Annotated in this window: 14 protein-coding genes and 1 tRNA gene; 3 read left to right on the top strand and 12 right to left on the bottom strand. The window is 68.5% G+C overall.

From position 1 onward, the window contains the following. The first annotated feature begins 2 nt into the window (after nt 1-2). Entirely contained in the window at nt 3-2972 is a 2970-nt protein-coding gene (locus tag AB0M24_RS31770) for a BTAD domain-containing putative transcriptional regulator (RefSeq protein ID WP_363776198.1), read from the top strand. Here the strand turns inward: AB0M24_RS31770 and AB0M24_RS31765 are convergent. Further along, nucleotides 2944-3681 (bottom strand): hypothetical protein, encoded by a 738-nt coding sequence (locus tag AB0M24_RS31765; RefSeq protein ID WP_363776195.1) that lies wholly within the window; start codon nt 3679-3681, stop codon nt 2944-2946. The genes AB0M24_RS31770 and AB0M24_RS31765 overlap by 29 nt on opposite strands. 106 nt (nt 3682-3787) lie before the next feature. Beyond that, on the bottom strand, nt 3788-4591 hold the full coding sequence (locus AB0M24_RS31760) for a hypothetical protein (protein ID WP_363776192.1): 804 nt from the start codon (nt 4589-4591) through the stop codon (nt 3788-3790). Between the two features lie 149 nt (nt 4592-4740). On the opposite strand from AB0M24_RS31760, the gene AB0M24_RS31755 reads away from it, so the two are divergent. Continuing rightward, the gene (locus AB0M24_RS31755; RefSeq protein WP_363776189.1) at nt 4741-5094 is read left to right on the top strand and encodes a helix-turn-helix transcriptional regulator; all 354 of its coding nucleotides are present in this window, start codon (nt 4741-4743) and stop codon (nt 5092-5094) included. Between the two features lie 58 nt (nt 5095-5152). Here the strand turns inward: AB0M24_RS31755 and AB0M24_RS31750 are convergent, their stop codons facing one another. The 10 genes from AB0M24_RS31750 to AB0M24_RS31705 form a co-directional block, all read right to left on the bottom strand. Continuing rightward, nucleotides 5153-5740 carry an ATP-dependent Clp protease proteolytic subunit gene (locus AB0M24_RS31750; protein WP_363776186.1) on the bottom strand — a complete coding sequence of 196 codons (588 nt, stop codon included), beginning with the start codon at nt 5738-5740 and terminating at the stop codon, nt 5153-5155. Next, on the bottom strand, nt 5737-6351 hold the full coding sequence (locus tag AB0M24_RS31745; protein ID WP_363776183.1) for an ATP-dependent Clp protease proteolytic subunit: 615 nt from the start codon (nt 6349-6351) through the stop codon (nt 5737-5739). The genes AB0M24_RS31750 and AB0M24_RS31745 overlap by 4 nt, the downstream gene beginning before the upstream one ends. 57 nt (nt 6352-6408) lie before the next feature. Continuing rightward, nucleotides 6409-7221 carry an SMP-30/gluconolactonase/LRE family protein gene (locus AB0M24_RS31740; protein ID WP_363776180.1) on the bottom strand — a complete coding sequence of 271 codons (813 nt, stop codon included), beginning with the start codon at nt 7219-7221 and terminating at the stop codon, nt 6409-6411. Further along, nucleotides 7218-8120, bottom strand: a complete 903-nt coding sequence (locus AB0M24_RS31735; RefSeq protein WP_363776177.1) for a sugar kinase — start codon at nt 8118-8120, stop codon at nt 7218-7220. The genes AB0M24_RS31740 and AB0M24_RS31735 overlap by 4 nt, the downstream gene beginning before the upstream one ends. After that, complete coding sequence (locus tag AB0M24_RS31730; protein ID WP_363776174.1) at nt 8117-8881, bottom strand: hypothetical protein; 765 nt, start codon at nt 8879-8881, stop codon at nt 8117-8119. Before AB0M24_RS31730 ends, AB0M24_RS31735 begins: the two co-directional genes overlap by 4 nt. Nucleotides 8882-8958: 77 nt before the next feature. Then, nucleotides 8959-9819, bottom strand: coding sequence for a cellulose-binding domain-containing protein (locus tag AB0M24_RS31725; RefSeq protein ID WP_363776171.1), 861 nt, complete (start codon nt 9817-9819; stop codon nt 8959-8961). Nucleotides 9820-10058: 239 nt separating this feature from the next. Next, the gene (locus AB0M24_RS31720; protein ID WP_363776168.1) at nt 10059-11360 is read right to left on the bottom strand and encodes a LamG domain-containing protein; all 1302 of its coding nucleotides are present in this window, start codon (nt 11358-11360) and stop codon (nt 10059-10061) included. 115 nt (nt 11361-11475) lie between these two features. After that, nucleotides 11476-12720 carry a tetratricopeptide repeat protein gene (locus AB0M24_RS31715; protein WP_363776165.1) on the bottom strand — a complete coding sequence of 415 codons (1245 nt, stop codon included), beginning with the start codon at nt 12718-12720 and terminating at the stop codon, nt 11476-11478. A gap of 131 nt (nt 12721-12851) precedes the next feature. Further along, a tRNA-Leu gene (locus tag AB0M24_RS31710) sits at nt 12852-12925 on the bottom strand. 51 nt (nt 12926-12976) lie between these two features. Beyond that, complete coding sequence (locus AB0M24_RS31705) at nt 12977-13258, bottom strand: metal-sensitive transcriptional regulator (RefSeq protein ID WP_030466675.1); 282 nt, start codon at nt 13256-13258, stop codon at nt 12977-12979. A 324-nt stretch (nt 13259-13582) separates the two neighbouring features. Here AB0M24_RS31705 and AB0M24_RS31700 point away from each other — a divergent pair, with 324 nt between their 5' ends. After that, nucleotides 13583-13924, top strand: coding sequence for an Lsr2 family protein (locus tag AB0M24_RS31700; RefSeq protein ID WP_030466676.1), 342 nt, complete (start codon nt 13583-13585; stop codon nt 13922-13924). Nucleotides 13925-13966: the final 42 nt, after the last annotated feature.

Genomic DNA, 13966 nt, shown 5'->3' with positions numbered 1-13966 from the left:
CGGTGATCCGGCGGCCCCGGTTGGAGGGGCTGCTCCGCACGACGAGGCTCACGACTCTCGTCGCACCAGCCGGTTACGGCAAAACGACGCTGCTGACCCAGGCGCACACCGACCGTGCGGTGGTGTGGCACACCTGCCAGGAAGGCCATCGGCTGTTGCAGCCGATGGCCTCCGCTTTGGCGGCCGGGTGGACCAGCGTGCCGGCGGTGTCCGGTGAGGACGAGGCCGGACGCGCGCACGCCCTCGCCGGGCTGTTGATCGACGCCTGGCCGTCGGACGTGCTGATCGTGCTGGACGACACGCACGTGCTGAGACAAGGGGATTCGGCCGTTCAGCTGCTGGAGGCGCTGTGCCTGCAGCTGCCGCCGACCGCCAGGATGGTCCTGTCCGGACGGGCGTTGCCGCCGTTCTCGTTGCGGCGCTTGAAGATCGACGGGGAGCTGACCGAGATCACCGCGTCTCAACTGGCGTTCAGCGCGGAGGAGACCACTGTGGTCGCTGGTCACGACGTGCACGAGGTGACCGGCGGGTGGCCGATCGCGGTGCGGCTCGTCGCGGAGACGGGGACGGTCGAAGAGCTCGCCGATCTGGTCGACGAAGTCGTTGGCAGGGAACCGGAACAGACGCGTGATCTGTTGAGGACGGCTGCGGCGTTCGATCGATTCACTACGGATCTGCTGGTGGAGCTTGGCCATTCGCAGGCGTCGACGATCCTGCCGGACCTCGCGCGACGCGGGTTGTTCGTCGAGCAGGTCCGGGCCGAACCGGGCTGGTTCACGCTGGTGCCGTTGGCGCGGGAGTACGTGGAACCCGCGACCGGCGTGCACAGGACGGCGGCGCGGTGGTTCACGAACCGCGGAGAGTACGTGCGCGCGGTGAATTCCCTTGCCGCGCTGGAGGACTGGCACGGCGTCACCGCGTTGCTCGACGACGTGTTGCGCACGGGAGGCGCGGACGCCGTGCTCACGGCGACGCAGCGGGTGCCGGATGACCAACGCACGGCCGAGGTCTGGCAGCTCGAAGGGGTCGCGCACCAGCTGCGGGGCGAGTGGCGGCAGGCGGCGGACCGGTTCACGAAGGCCACCGAGGACGGGCTGACCGCCGAGCTCGCCTGGCGGATGGCGTGGATCCAGCACCTGCGCGGCGGGCCAGAGGACGCGTTGAAGATCTGCGACGACTACGTGCCGGACGGGTCCGACCCGACCGCCGAGTCGATGTTGCTGAGCACGGCGGCCAGCGCGCACTGGGCGTTGGGAAACCTGGAAGCTGCTTCTGGCAAGGCTCTCGAAGCGCTGAACACGACGAACGACGCGGCGATCGGCACCGCGCACACCGTGCTGGCGATGGTCGCTGCGGCACAAGGAAAGCGCGACGAGCTGACCGAGCACTACGACATCGCGCTGGATCATGCGCAGAAGGCCGGTGACGTGCTCGGCGTCATCCGGATTCGCAGCAACCGGGCGTCGCACCACGTCGAGGCCGGTGAGCACCGGGCGGCGTTGCAGGAGATCGAGGAGATGCTGCCGCTCGCGGACGTCACGGGATTCGCGACGTACCGGGCGATCGGGCTGCACAACCGCGGCGAGGCGTTGCTCGGGCTCGGCCGGCTGGACGAGGCGGCCGCGGACTTCCTGGCGGCGCAGAAGGTGTTCGACGCGGCGGGGAGCTGGCTCGCGGCCGCGCCGTTGGTCTACCTGGGCGAGGTGCACCGCAAGCGCGGCGACCGGGCGTTGGCGGCCTATGCGCTGCACGAGGCTCTGCGGCTCGCGTCCGCCAAGAACACCGTGCCGCACATGATCCTCGCGCACGTCGGACTCGCCGAGCTCTTCTCCGAGGACGACCCCGACCTCGCCCGTGAGCACGCCCGCAAAGCGTTGGAGCTGGGCGAAAGCGTCGCGGCACTGCTCGTGCTGGGCTGGCTCGACCACGACAAGGACCGGTGTCAGGAGGCCGCGGAGATCGCGACTCGGCGAGGTGACCGGGCGGGGTTCGCGCGGGCGTTGCGGCTGCGGGGAGTGCTGGAACGCGACACCGTGCTGCTCGACCAGGCGCTGACGTTGTGGAGGGAGATCGGCAACCCGCTCGGCGAGATCCGGGTGCGCACGGCGCAGGCCGCGTTGATCGGTGGTGCGGCAGGAGAACAGCTCGCCGGCGAGGCACGGCAGCAGGCAGCGGATCTCGGCGCACGGGTTCTCGCGGAAGCCGCGGCGGGGGTCGCCGAGACGTGCCGCAAGGAGAGCAGGCCCGAGCTGTTCATCCAGACGCTGGGCGGGTTCCGGGTGCTGCGCGACGGCGACCCGCTGCCTCCCGCGGCCTGGCAGTCTCGCAAGGCTCGTGACCTCGTGAAGATCCTGATCGCCCGGCGCGGACGGCCGATCACCCGTGAGGCGCTGGGAAACCTGCTGTGGCCGGACGAGGAACCGGAGAAGGTCGCGAACCGGCTCGCGGTGGCGTTGTCCACGGCTCGCAGTGTGCTGAGGGCGGGCGCGGGAATCGTGGCCGAGGGTGACGCGATCCGGCTCGACCCGGACGTCCTGCCCGTCGACGTGGTCGCGTTCCTCGCCGACGCACGTGCGGGACTCACTGCGGCACAACGGAACTCGTCCGAGGCGCACTCGCTGTTGTCCGCCGCGGAGTCCGCGTACCACGGCGACTTCCTGGAGGAAGACCCGTACGAGGACTGGGCGGGAAGGCTGCGAGAAGAAGCCAGGCTGATCTATCTGCAGGTGGTGCAGGTGCTCGCCGCACGGGCCGAGTCCGGTGGGGAGTACGCACTGGCAAGCAGGTATTGCCTGCGCGTACTGGAACGCGACCCGTACGACGAGCCCGCGCACCTGATGCTGGTGCGCGTCCTCGCCGCCGGAGGGAGTCACGGCGAGGCGAGGAGGTGTTACCAGACCTACGTCACGCGGATGCGCGAGATCGAGGTCGATCCGCGCCCGTTCACTGCGAGCACACCACGTAGGGCGTGATCGACCACCGAATCGCCTGCCCCTGAGCGCCCGCCGACTCACCGGAGACGATCGCCACGGGCCCGACCGGTTCGACGTCGTCGATGACAGCGCCACCGACCGCACCACCGGCGCTGAGGACCTGCTCGCCGCTCTGGCAGGCGACGGACTTCGACCCGGTCGGGCTCATCACGATCGACGAGGTGCCGCCGCGGAGCACCAGTCCCGGCCTGCTGCCGCAGATCGCGTAGGCCGTGACGGTGGCGTTGTCGGGTGCCTCGACCAACGCGCCCTTGAGGTTGCCCTTGGGCGCGAGCCTGGTCAGGTGCACGCCGTCGGTCTCCCCCGCGACACCGAGGGTCTTCTGCGTGCCGGGGCACGAGGCCTCGGCGTTCTTCGTGGCGCTCTTGGCCACCAGGGTGACCTCGCCGGACGCGCACTTCGCCCGCGCCTTGACCGTCCACTGCTGCACGGTCCCCGCTCCGTGCTCGACCGCCGTGACCTCGACGCTGGTGAGGTCGTCGCTGGGCCTCACCCGCGTGATCGTCGTGCGCTCGCCCGTCACCGAACCGCCGACGCCGACGACCTTCGTGCCGTCCGGGCAGCTGACCGACACGGATTTGGCCGCGGACGACTCCGGGCTGGTGGCCTGCACCGCGACGACCTCGTCGGTCTCCGCGAACGCGACCGCCGGACTGGTCAGACCCAGCACGAGCAGGGCCGTGCTCATCACCTTCACGTCCATCCCCCTTCGGGTCCGCGGGCTGGGTTCAGCCCGCGGACCCGAAGGATGCCGCGCTCGCTTAAAGCCGTCTTAAGGTCGGTGTCTTCGCAGGTCAGGGGCAGCTGACCAGGACGTCGCCGTCCTCGGCGTCGAGGCAGGTGTCCACGCCGTTGCCGCCGTTGAGCGTGTCGTTGCCGGCGAGGCCCCAGATGAGGTCGTTGCCGTTGAGCGCCAGGATGTTGTTGGCCACCGCGCTGCCGACCAGGTGGTCGACGAAGTTGGTGCCGGTCAGGTTCTCGATGTCGCTCGCCACGTAGTCCTTGAGCGCCAACGTGTCGTAGCCGTCATCCGTGCCGGAGCCGATGGTCACCGAGACACCCGAGTTCGGGTGCAGCACGCTGCCGTTGTTGTAGTCGACGCGGTCCACGCCCGCACCTCCGTACACGTTGACGCCGCCGCGCTTGGGACGCAGGGTGTCGACGCCGTCGCCACCGCTGATCGTGCCCTTGGCCCGGGTCTCGATGACGTCGTTGCCCTCTTCGCCGTACACGTACGCCGGCATCGCGTCGGCGTTCGTGTTGTCGTAGTTGATCGCGATGCGGTCGTTGAGGTCACCCGCGTTGACCCGGACCGACGTGATCAGCTTCGTCGCGCCGGACTCGTAGGTGCACCGCACGATGTCGTTGGTCAGCGCACACCCGGCACCGACGGCCAACAGGTCACCGGAGTCGGTGACGGTGAGGCGGTGGTTCGCCGTGTCCAGTGCGACCACGATGTTGTTGGTCTTGCCGGCCTCGGCGTCGATGACGAGCTGGTGGCCGTTCACGTACACCGTGGTGTGCGGCGCGGCATGCGCGACGGCCGGCATCGCGATCGCGGCGAGGGTCGCGGCGCCCAGACCGATGAGCATTCTCATGCTGGTTTCTCCCCTTGGTGTTTGTGTTGCTGTGCGGGGAAGAGCCTGCTCAGAGGTCTTTCAGCCACCTTTGAGTGGTTTTAGGGTCATCTTTCTGCTGACAGCAGAACCCCCGTTTGCCGGGGTCGCGGTGCTGTCACGATGAGGAAATGGCGGAGATCCTGGACTTCAAGCACGCACCCGAGCCGCTCTGGCGTGAGGCACTCGGGCGCAAGCTGCGCGAGACCAGAGAGGCGCGCGGCGACAGGCTGGTCGACGTGGCCGAACGCGCGGGCATCTCGGTGCAGTACCTGTCCGAGATCGAGCGGGGCCGCAAGGAGCCGTCGAGCGAGATGATCGCGGCGGTCGCCGGCGCGCTGGGCATCGACCTGGCCGACCTGCTGATCGGTGTCGCCGGCCAGGTCCGTTCCCAGTACGTGGTGCGCAGCAACCAGTTCCACACTTCGCGGCCCATCGGACGTCCCTCCGGGCCCGTGGCGATGGTTTCGCTCCTGGCGGCCTAGGCGCTGTTCGAGCGTTGGGCCCGCGCGGCACCCGTCGCCCAAGCCCGCACACGACGGCCTAACGCTGCTCCAGCACCTGGTCCGCGAGCCCGTACTCGACGGCGCCCGCCGCGTCGAACACGCGGTCCCGGTCGGTGTCGTGGCGCAGCTCGTCCACGCTCCGGCCGGTGTGCCGCGACAGGATCTCCTCCAGCTGCGTGCGCACCCGCACCACCTCGTCCGCCGCGAGGATCAGGTCGGGAATCGCGCCACGCCCCTGCGCCGCGGGCTGGTGCAACACGACCCTGCTGTGCGGCAACACCGCCCGGCGTCCTGGCGCACCCGCGGCGAGCAGCACCGCGCCCGCCGCGACCGCCTGCCCCACGCACGTCGTCGCCACCGGTGCCTTGATGTAGCGCATGGTGTCGTAGAGCGCGAGCATCGCCGAGGGATCGCCGCCCTCGCAGTTGATGTAGAGGTTGATCTCCAGGTCCGGGTTGTCGGACTCCAGGTGCAGCAGCTGCGCGATCAACGCGTTGGCGACGCCGGAGTCGATCCCGGTGCCGAGGTAGACGATCCGCGAGCTCAGCAGGTGCGAGTAGACGTCCATGATCCGCTCGCCGCGCGCGTCCCGCGTGATGACGTTGGGAATCGTGTAGGTGCTCATGCGACGGCTCCCGAGTGCAGTCCGAGCTTGTGGGTGCGAACCGGAACGACCTGCGCGAGATCGCTGACGACGTGGTCGATGAACCCGTACTCGCGGGCCTGCGCGGTGGTGAACCACCTGTCGTGCAGCGAGTCGGTGAAGATCCGGTCGAACTCCTGGCCGGTGTCCTCGGCGATCAGGCCGAGCACGGTGTCCCTGGTGTGCCGCAGGTCGTCCGCCTGCACCTCGACCTCGACGGCCGAGCCGCCGATGCCCGCGCTGCCCTGGTGCATCAGGATCCGGGCGTGCGGCAACGCGAACCGCTTTCCCCTGGTACCGGCGGAAAGCAGGAACTGGCCCGCGCTGCACGCGAGCCCCAGCGCCAGCGTCGCGATGTCGCACGGCACCAGCCGCATCACGTCGCGGATCGCCAGCATCGCGGGCACCGAACCACCCGGCGAGTGGATCCACAGCGCGATGTCCTGCCGTGGATCCTCGCTCGCCAGGGACAGCATCTGGGTCGCCAGCACCGTCCCGTTGTCGTCGTCGAGCGCGCCGTCGAGAATCAGCACCCGCTGAGCGAAGAACCGTTCCCGCAGCCCAGAGCTGAAGAGCCTCTCGTTGTTCGTCATGCCCTCGACGATGCCGGGTTGTCCTTGCCCGGCGCCGCTTTCTCTGCTGTGGGCAGATCAGCTCACAGCGTTCGCCGGGCGGCCGGGCACGTCGACGTCGACCGCGAACAGCGCGCCGTCGTGCAGGGTCGGGCGGCGCAGGCCGTACTTCGCGGTGGTGATGAAGAGCCTGCCCAGGTCCGGGCCACCGAGGCAGACGCTCGTGGGTTGCTTGGCGGGCAGCCGGATCTCGCGGTCCAGCCGGCCGTCCGGGCGGTAGCGGCGCGCGACGCTCGCACCCCAGAAGGCGATCCACACGTTGCCCGCGACATCCGTGGTCATGCCGTCCGGGGTGTGGTGCGGGGTGTGCAGGAAGACGCGGCGCCCGCTCAGCTCACCGTCGTCGTCCACGTGGAAGCGGTGCACGATGCCGCGGGCGCTGTCCGCCAGGTACATCAGCTTGCCGTCGTGGGAGAACGCCGGGCCGTTCGGGATCGTTAGTCCTTTGAGGACAGGAGAGGGCGTGCCGAGGCGGTGTAGCGAGCCGGTTCCCGGTTCGGTGTCGTACGCCATCGTCGTGACCCAGAAACGTCCGTGCGGGTCCGCCACTGCGTCGTTCACGCGCATACCCTCGCCCGCGAAGGACTCCAGAACCGGTCCTTGCAGAGGTCCGGCGCCGGTTCCCTTGGCTGCCATGAGCCCGTTTTCGGACGGGGCAACCGCTCCGACCGGGACGTCGAGCTTGGCGATCTCCTGGAACGGCGCGGGAACGTCGCCGCGGGTCTGCAGCACGCGTCCGGCCAGAAGATCGACGACGACGAGTGTGCCGTCGATCCAGCGAGCGCCTTCGCCGAGTTCCAGTTGCTCGAAGTTCCACTGCGTCAGCGTCATCGGACGGTGCTCCCTGATTGCAGGTCCAGAAGGGCGAGGTCGGTGCGGGTGGGCAGGCCCTGCCAGTCGCCGGGCGTGGCGACGGCGAACGCGGCGACGGCGGTGCCGCGGTGCAGGCGGTCGGCGGGACTCAGACCGTCGAGGAGGCCGGACAGATATCCGGCCACGAACGCGTCCCCCGCGCCCGTGGTGTCGACGGCCGTGACCCGGTGGGCCGGTGCTTTCCACTCACCTTCTGAAGTACGCGCGGTGGCGCCGTCCGCGCCGTGTTTGACAACGACTTGTCCGATGTTGTGATCATCACCTGTGATCGGCAGCTCGTCATCTGAAGCGATCAGCAGGTCAACACGTGTCAAAAGTGGACGGATGGCCATCGCGGCCTGCCTTTCCGACCAAAGTTTCGAACGGAAGTTGACATCGAGGCTCACGGTGCTGCCGGCTTCGTGGCCGAGGTGGACCGCCTCGGTGACGGCGGCGAGCGCCGACTCACCCAGCGCGCAGGTGATGCCGGTGACGTGGACGATCTTGGGCACGCTGATGTCGAACGCCTTCTTGACGTCCTCAGCGGACAGTTGCGACCCCGCGGACCCGCTGCGGTAGCAGAGAACCCGCGTGATGTCGGCGGTCCGCGGTTCGAAGAGGATCAAGCCGGTGCTCGCCTGCGCCGTGCGGCCGCTGACGTCCACCCGCTCGGCGAACAACGTGCGGCGGACGAGCGCGCCGATCTCGTCCTCACCGGTGACGCCGACCCACCGCGCCTGGTGCCCCAAGCGCGCGAGGCCGATGGCCACGTTGGACTCCGCGCCCGCGATCGTGAGGTCCGCGGTGCCACCGAGGCGGAACGGCCCGGCGGCGCGGAACGCACCCATGGTCTCGCCCGGGGTCAGCACGTCGGTCATGCCGTTCCTTCCTCAGCGGTGAGGGTCAAGCGCCAGCGCACGGTTCCCGACGCGGGCACGACCGCCACGGGCCGAGTCCGGTCGTCGCGGTCGAAGGTGCGGCCGAGCATGGGTTCCACACCGACGCTGCGATAGGGACTTATGTCCGGCCAGCCGCGAAGATTTCGCCACAGCGCGATCGACACCGGTTGGTCGGCGCATTCGACGTGCATGTGCAGTTGATGATCTCCATCCACCACACGGATCTGGTCGCTCTCGACGATCGCGCCCACCGCCGTGCCGTCGTCCGGACCGAGGGTGTCCAGTCCCGCCGGCCACTCGCGGAGGACAGGCTCCGGATCCGTGATCAGGACGGGTGTGCGCGTGGGCGCGACCAAGCGGGCTTCAGGGCTGACGTCGAGCAGTGCGTGCGCGGCCCAGACGAACCGGTAGCCGGGCTCGGCCGTGAGCGCGTAGTCCGCGATGATCGCGCCGTCCTTGATCTCGATGCGACGGCCGAGCGCGAACTCGGGGCAGAACACACCGGTCTCGTCCCACGGCCGGCTCCACGCGTCACCATGATCAGGAACGCCCCGGACGGTCGGGACGCACTCCTCGAGCCCGCCCGCGTCGACGAACGGATCGCCCGGCCGCACCCTCTCCCTGGCCGGGTCAGGCCGCCGCCAGAGCCACTCGCGGCGTGCGGTGCGCACTGATGTCCAGCGTCCGCCGAGCGCGTTGTCGACCTCGACGTACAGCGGCACAGTCCTCGTGACCTGCACGGTTAGTCCCTGACATGATCGAGTACGTGGTTAATTAATAATTTATCTTGCCACGTTCGACCGCCGGGACCAACACCTCAGCCCGTCGCGCAGGCCGTTCCGTTGAGCGTGAACGACTGCGGAGCCGCGTTCTGGTCGCGCATCGCCCCGAGAAACCCGATCGACACCTCGTCACCGGACTCGATCGTCGCCGTGTAGAACGCGTTGGCCGCACTGACCGCCGCACCCCGCTGCGACAACGAGGCGTTCCACATGTGCTGGACGGTCTGACCGTCCAGGAACGACCACTGCAACGTCCACCCGGTGATCGCCGCGCGGCCGGTGTTCCGGATCGTCACGCCACCCTGGAACCCGCCCGGCCACTGGGCGTTGATCCGGTAGGCCACAGTGCACGGCGGAGGCGGCGGGGTGGCGGTGGTCGTGACAGCGGGAGGCGTTGTCGTCACGGGTTTCGGCGGTTGAATGCGCTTGGTGGTGGCGGGCGCGGTGAGATCCATGCCGTTGCACGGCGGCCCCCACAACCCACGATCTTCGCGCGCCGCAACGGCTTCAGCCTCGGCGATCTCCCCCGCCGCACCCTGTGCCCGCAACACACCTTGCCGGACGGCGAGAAGCGCGTAGTCGGTGCCGTCCTCGAGCTCCAGGTTCACCTCGCCCGGCTGAATCGTCGTGACGCGAACCGGTCGCACCAGCAAAGTCCTGGTGGCGAAGGCGATCGCGGCGGCGGCCCAGCACACGGCAGGCTCCGCGAGCAACGAGATCCGGACGCGCTGACCGTCGTCGAGCTCGACCGTGCGCGCGTCGACCACCTCGCGCACGACCCGCGGCACGTTCCCCCGCGCCTCCGTGACCAGCGTCGGCGGCCGCGACGGCGCCCGAGTGGTCAACGGCGGTGGTGCCGGACTCTCCGCCGTGCACGCGCACGTGAGGAGAACCATGAGAAACGACAAGAACTTCCGCACCACCAAGGACTCCCGACGCGGTCGTTGAATACTTGACGACCGTAGCGGTTCGCACGTGGCGCGGACTCCGCCGTTCGGAGTTGATCAACTGCGCGAAAGGGAGTCCGGTGTGGTTCAGACCAAAGTTCGTTGTGGGCAAAGCGATGTTGAATGTCCTCAGGAGACGGAAGAGCGGGTGGCGCACACGTCGCCACCCGCTCCACTTCCCGCTGGTCTCAGGCCTGGGGGCCCTGCAGGATCTTCAGCTCGTCGATGTTGCCGAGGAACGACTCACCCGTGCTGCCGCGACCGACCGACAGCACGCCGGTGGAGTTCCAGCCGGCCACGCAGGTGACGGTGCTCTTCTGCGTGTCGGCGGTGTCCTGGTAACCGACCGTCAACGTGAGCGTGCGCGTGCTCGCGTTGTAGGTGACCACGAGGTGGGTCCACTTGTTCGCGACCGCGGTTCCCGTTGCCCGCCAGTACTTCGACGGGTTCACCGCGGCGTCCGGCATCTCGGCGCTCCACCGCTCACCGTCGTACCTCAGCGTGAACGGGTCCACTCCGGACGGTCCGCGCTGGGCGAGGATCGTGCGGGCGGTACCGGTTTCGGCGAGCTTGGCCCACACGTCCACGGTGAACGACTGGTCGGTGTAGAGGACCGGCTCGCTCGCGTTCACGGCGCTGGTGCCACCGACGAGCTCCACACCTCCGGCCCCGCCGACGCCCTGCCCCCACTTGGCACCACCGCTGAGCACCAGGTCGCGGGCGTACGGCGAGGAGTCGCGGGCGAACGACCCGCTCCCCTCGTTGAACTTCCACTCACCGACGCCGCTGGCCTCGGTCATCTCCCGGACTTCCTCCGGAGTGATGGCACTGTTCCACGCACGGACCTCGGACAGGTCGCCGTGCCACGCCTCGGTGGCAGCGGAACCGCGCAGCGCCTTGCCGATCCACAGTTCGCCCTCGGCAGCGAACCCGTTGCGCACCAAGGCGACCTTGTTCTGCGCGACGCCGTCGACGTACAGCCGCACCTCACGACTGGAGTTGTCGTAAGTGCCGGCCACGTGCGTCCAGACACCCTTGGCAGCCGGTGCGTTCGACTTCGCGGTCCGCTGTGCGGAGTCCGCGGCGTCGCGCTCGGCCAGAGCGAACGTCCACTTGTGCGAGACCGCGTCGTAGCCAAGCCGGAACGCCGACTCGGCCTGCCCCTGCTGACTGATCACCGTGCGGCTCACCGAGTCGTCGGTCAGCCGGACCCAGGCGGACACGGAGATGCCCTCGCCGCCTTCGACCACCTTCGCCGTCGTCGCCCCGTTGGAAGCCACGCCGTCGAACCCGATGGCACCCCACCCGCCGACGGTGCGACCGGCACGAGCCGTGTCCAGGCCCGTCAGCACCAGGTCGTGGCCGTTGCCGGTGCCGTCGAACGCGGGGTCGTCGCCGTTGAACCACGACGCCACGTTGATGGACGGAGCCGCCAGAGCCGGAACCACCTGCAGCAGCGAGAACGCCGCCACCAAAGGCAAAACGCGCATGCCAAAGCCACGCATCAAGGTGAAGCCCCCCAACAAGATCCGCGCGCGCCCCCCGACAACACGCGAAACGTCATTCTGCGCGCAGCCTTACACGCGAACACGTTCCGGGCAACTGTCAAATAGTGGACACACGCGCGATGGAGAACTTCATGGCGGCGAAGTCGAACGTGACGCTGCAGGGCTTGAAGAAGCTGTGCGCGAACTCGCCCAGCACGTCGAACCCGTGCCCCTCGTGCCCCGGCTGCTGACCCGCGAGACTGTAGGCGTCCCGCGCGGTGACACCACCGAGCCGAACCTCCCGCGGATAGCACGGGTAGACGCTGACCGCCTGACCCCCGGCCGCAGTCTCTTCTGGACGGTCGCGGTCGATGCGGATCTTCAGCGCCTTCGCGGTGCCCTCGTACATGCCCGCGACGTTGTTGCCGGTTCCGCCGACGTGCAGCGCCACCACCCGCTGCCCGGAACCGTCGAAGCTGCCCCGGCTGAACGTCAGGTGGTCGTCCGCCAGCCACAACGGCAAAACCTCACCACTCACCTGCCTCGCCGCGGTCTTGCGCTGCAACACGAGCTTCCGGCCGGCGTAGTCGACCGTCGTCAGCAGGTGGTAGAAGATCGACGTGCCGAAGATGCCGTCGGAGTCGTCGCCGGAGTCGCCGTCCGACCAGTTGACGGGAATGTTGCGCAGCTCGATCCCGCCGAGCCGCAACGAGTCGAGCACCCCGTAGTAGAACCAGAGCTCCTCGCCGACGTACTCGATCTTCTCCTTGGCCACGACCCGCAGCCCGGCCTCTTCCGCGGTTCTCGCCGACACGTTCAACGGCCCGACACGCGTGTAGAAGGAGAGCCGTTTCGGCGGCCCACCGTTGAGCGACCCCTCGACCTGCGGAATCGGGTCCATCTGCAGCCACGGCAACCGCGCCTCGTCACCGAGGATCTCGTACGGCCGCCCCTGAAACGCCTCGTACCACTTGGCCTCGGACTCCATGCCGGCCGCGCGCCAGTGCGGCGCGGCCCGGCCGAACTCGTCCTGCCGCGTGAAGCAGTCGGCGAGCATCCTGTTGACCTGCTTGTCACCGGGCGCCAGCGCGACAGCCCTGCCGAGATACTTCTCCGCGTCCGCGAACCTGTTGCTCAACAGCGCCACGTACCCACGCCGAGTCGCGGCGTGCACGTTCTGCGGGTCGCGCCTCAGCACTTCCTCGTAGGCACGCCCGGCCTGCTCGAACTTCCCGGCCTTGAACAACGCGTCGGCGTCACCCGCCTGCGCCACCGCCGTCCCGCCCAGCAAGGGTGTCGCGGCGGCCATCACGGCGGCCGCGCGCAGCACCGAACGCCGATCCCAGTTCCCGTCCCCAGTCATGGCGGCCAGTCAAGACGGCATGACGTTGCCACGACGTATCCGGATTTCGATACATCAGCGATATGACGTCCACAGTGGACGCCGTAGAAACGCGAAGGGCGAGGTGCGAACCGCACCTCGCCCTTCGATCGTGCCCCCGGTGCGACTCGAACGCACACTGGACGGATTTTGAGTCCGCTGCCTCTGCCGATTGGGCTACGGGGGCCTAACGGAGTGAACTCTAGCGGATCAGTCCACGGGGTTTAGCACCGACCCTCTAGGACTTCACCAAGCGTCCGATGGCCGCAGACGCCTCCGCCAGCTTCTCCTCGGCGACCGGACCACCTTCAGCGGCTGCCTGCGCCACACAATGCTTCAGGTGCTCGTCGAGCAACCCCAGCGAGACGGCCTGCAGCGCCTTCGTGGCCGCGGAGATCTGAGTCAGCACGTCGATGCAGTATTCGTCGTTCTCGACCATGCGCTGGAGGCCGCGGATCTGTCCCTCGATGCGGCGCAGTCGCTTGAGGTATGCGTCCTTGTCCGCGGTGTACCCGTGCATCGGCCCCTGACCTTCCCTACCCCTGGCGGGTATGTCGAGGATACCTGCACCGGATGGGGGTGCGTTATGTGCAACGCTGCTCCGTCAGCGGGAATGGTGAAGCGGCCAGCAAGCCCAGCAACGGCCCGAAGTGAGACGACTTGCGGGGCATTTTGGACCCATAACACCCCTGTGGTTTCCCGGGGTAAATGACCCGACTGGGCGGTTGGGTCACATTTTAGCGGCGAAAGGTTCGCCGTTTTTCCTCATCTGGACTATGGTGTTGTCGGAGCACGTGGTTACGTCGAGGATCCGCGTGCTATGTGAGTACCCAACGGAGGAACAGTGGCACAGCAGACCGTCGTCCAACTCATCGACGACCTCGACGGCGGAGAAGCCGACGAGACCGTGACCTTCGCACTTGACGGTGTCGAGTACGCCATCGACCTGTCGAAGGGAAATGCGGAGCGGCTTCGCGAGTCGCTGGCGGACTTCGTCGCCAAGGCTCGTCGTGCGGGTGGCCGCAAGCAGCGCAAGGGCACCGGCAAGTCCACGGTGAAGGCCAGCGACAAGGCTGAGGCGCAGCGCATTCGTGACTGGGCCCGTGCACAGGGGCACCAGATCTCGGACCGCGGCCGCATTCCGCAGAACCTGGTTGTGCAGTTCCAGGAAGCTCACGCCTCCTGACCTGCGCGAACACGCGAGGTTTCCACACGTCGGCCGGGCCGC

Origin of the sequence: Lentzea sp. NPDC051838, assembly GCF_040681245.1 — a bacterium.
In the GTDB taxonomy this organism is placed as follows: domain Bacteria; phylum Actinomycetota; class Actinomycetes; order Mycobacteriales; family Pseudonocardiaceae; genus Lentzea.
Note: the sequence above shows the minus strand (reverse complement) of the source record. Positions and strands in the feature narration are given on the sequence as shown.

What these genes read in the sequence shown, in the direction of transcription:
- AB0M24_RS31765 (WP_363776195.1), bottom strand. Translation starts at nt 3,681, where the DNA reads ATGAGCACGGCCCTGCTCGTGCTGGGTCTGACCAGTCCGGCGGTCGCG.
- AB0M24_RS31760 (WP_363776192.1), bottom strand. Translation starts at nt 4,591, where the DNA reads ATGAGAATGCTCATCGGTCTGGGCGCCGCGACCCTCGCCGCGATCGCG.
- AB0M24_RS31755 (WP_363776189.1), top strand. Translation starts at nt 4,741, where the DNA reads ATGGCGGAGATCCTGGACTTCAAGCACGCACCCGAGCCGCTCTGGCGT.
- AB0M24_RS31750 (WP_363776186.1), bottom strand. Translation starts at nt 5,740, where the DNA reads ATGAGCACCTACACGATTCCCAACGTCATCACGCGGGACGCGCGCGGC.
- AB0M24_RS31745 (WP_363776183.1), bottom strand. Translation starts at nt 6,351, where the DNA reads ATGACGAACAACGAGAGGCTCTTCAGCTCTGGGCTGCGGGAACGGTTC.
- AB0M24_RS31740 (WP_363776180.1), bottom strand. Translation starts at nt 7,221, where the DNA reads ATGACGCTGACGCAGTGGAACTTCGAGCAACTGGAACTCGGCGAAGGC.
- AB0M24_RS31735 (WP_363776177.1), bottom strand. Translation starts at nt 8,120, where the DNA reads ATGACCGACGTGCTGACCCCGGGCGAGACCATGGGTGCGTTCCGCGCC.
- AB0M24_RS31725 (WP_363776171.1), bottom strand. Translation starts at nt 9,819, where the DNA reads ATGGTTCTCCTCACGTGCGCGTGCACGGCGGAGAGTCCGGCACCACCG.
- AB0M24_RS31720 (WP_363776168.1), bottom strand. Translation starts at nt 11,360, where the DNA reads ATGCGCGTTTTGCCTTTGGTGGCGGCGTTCTCGCTGCTGCAGGTGGTT.
- AB0M24_RS31715 (WP_363776165.1), bottom strand. Translation starts at nt 12,720, where the DNA reads ATGACTGGGGACGGGAACTGGGATCGGCGTTCGGTGCTGCGCGCGGCC.
- AB0M24_RS31705 (WP_030466675.1), bottom strand. Translation starts at nt 13,258, where the DNA reads ATGCACGGGTACACCGCGGACAAGGACGCATACCTCAAGCGACTGCGC.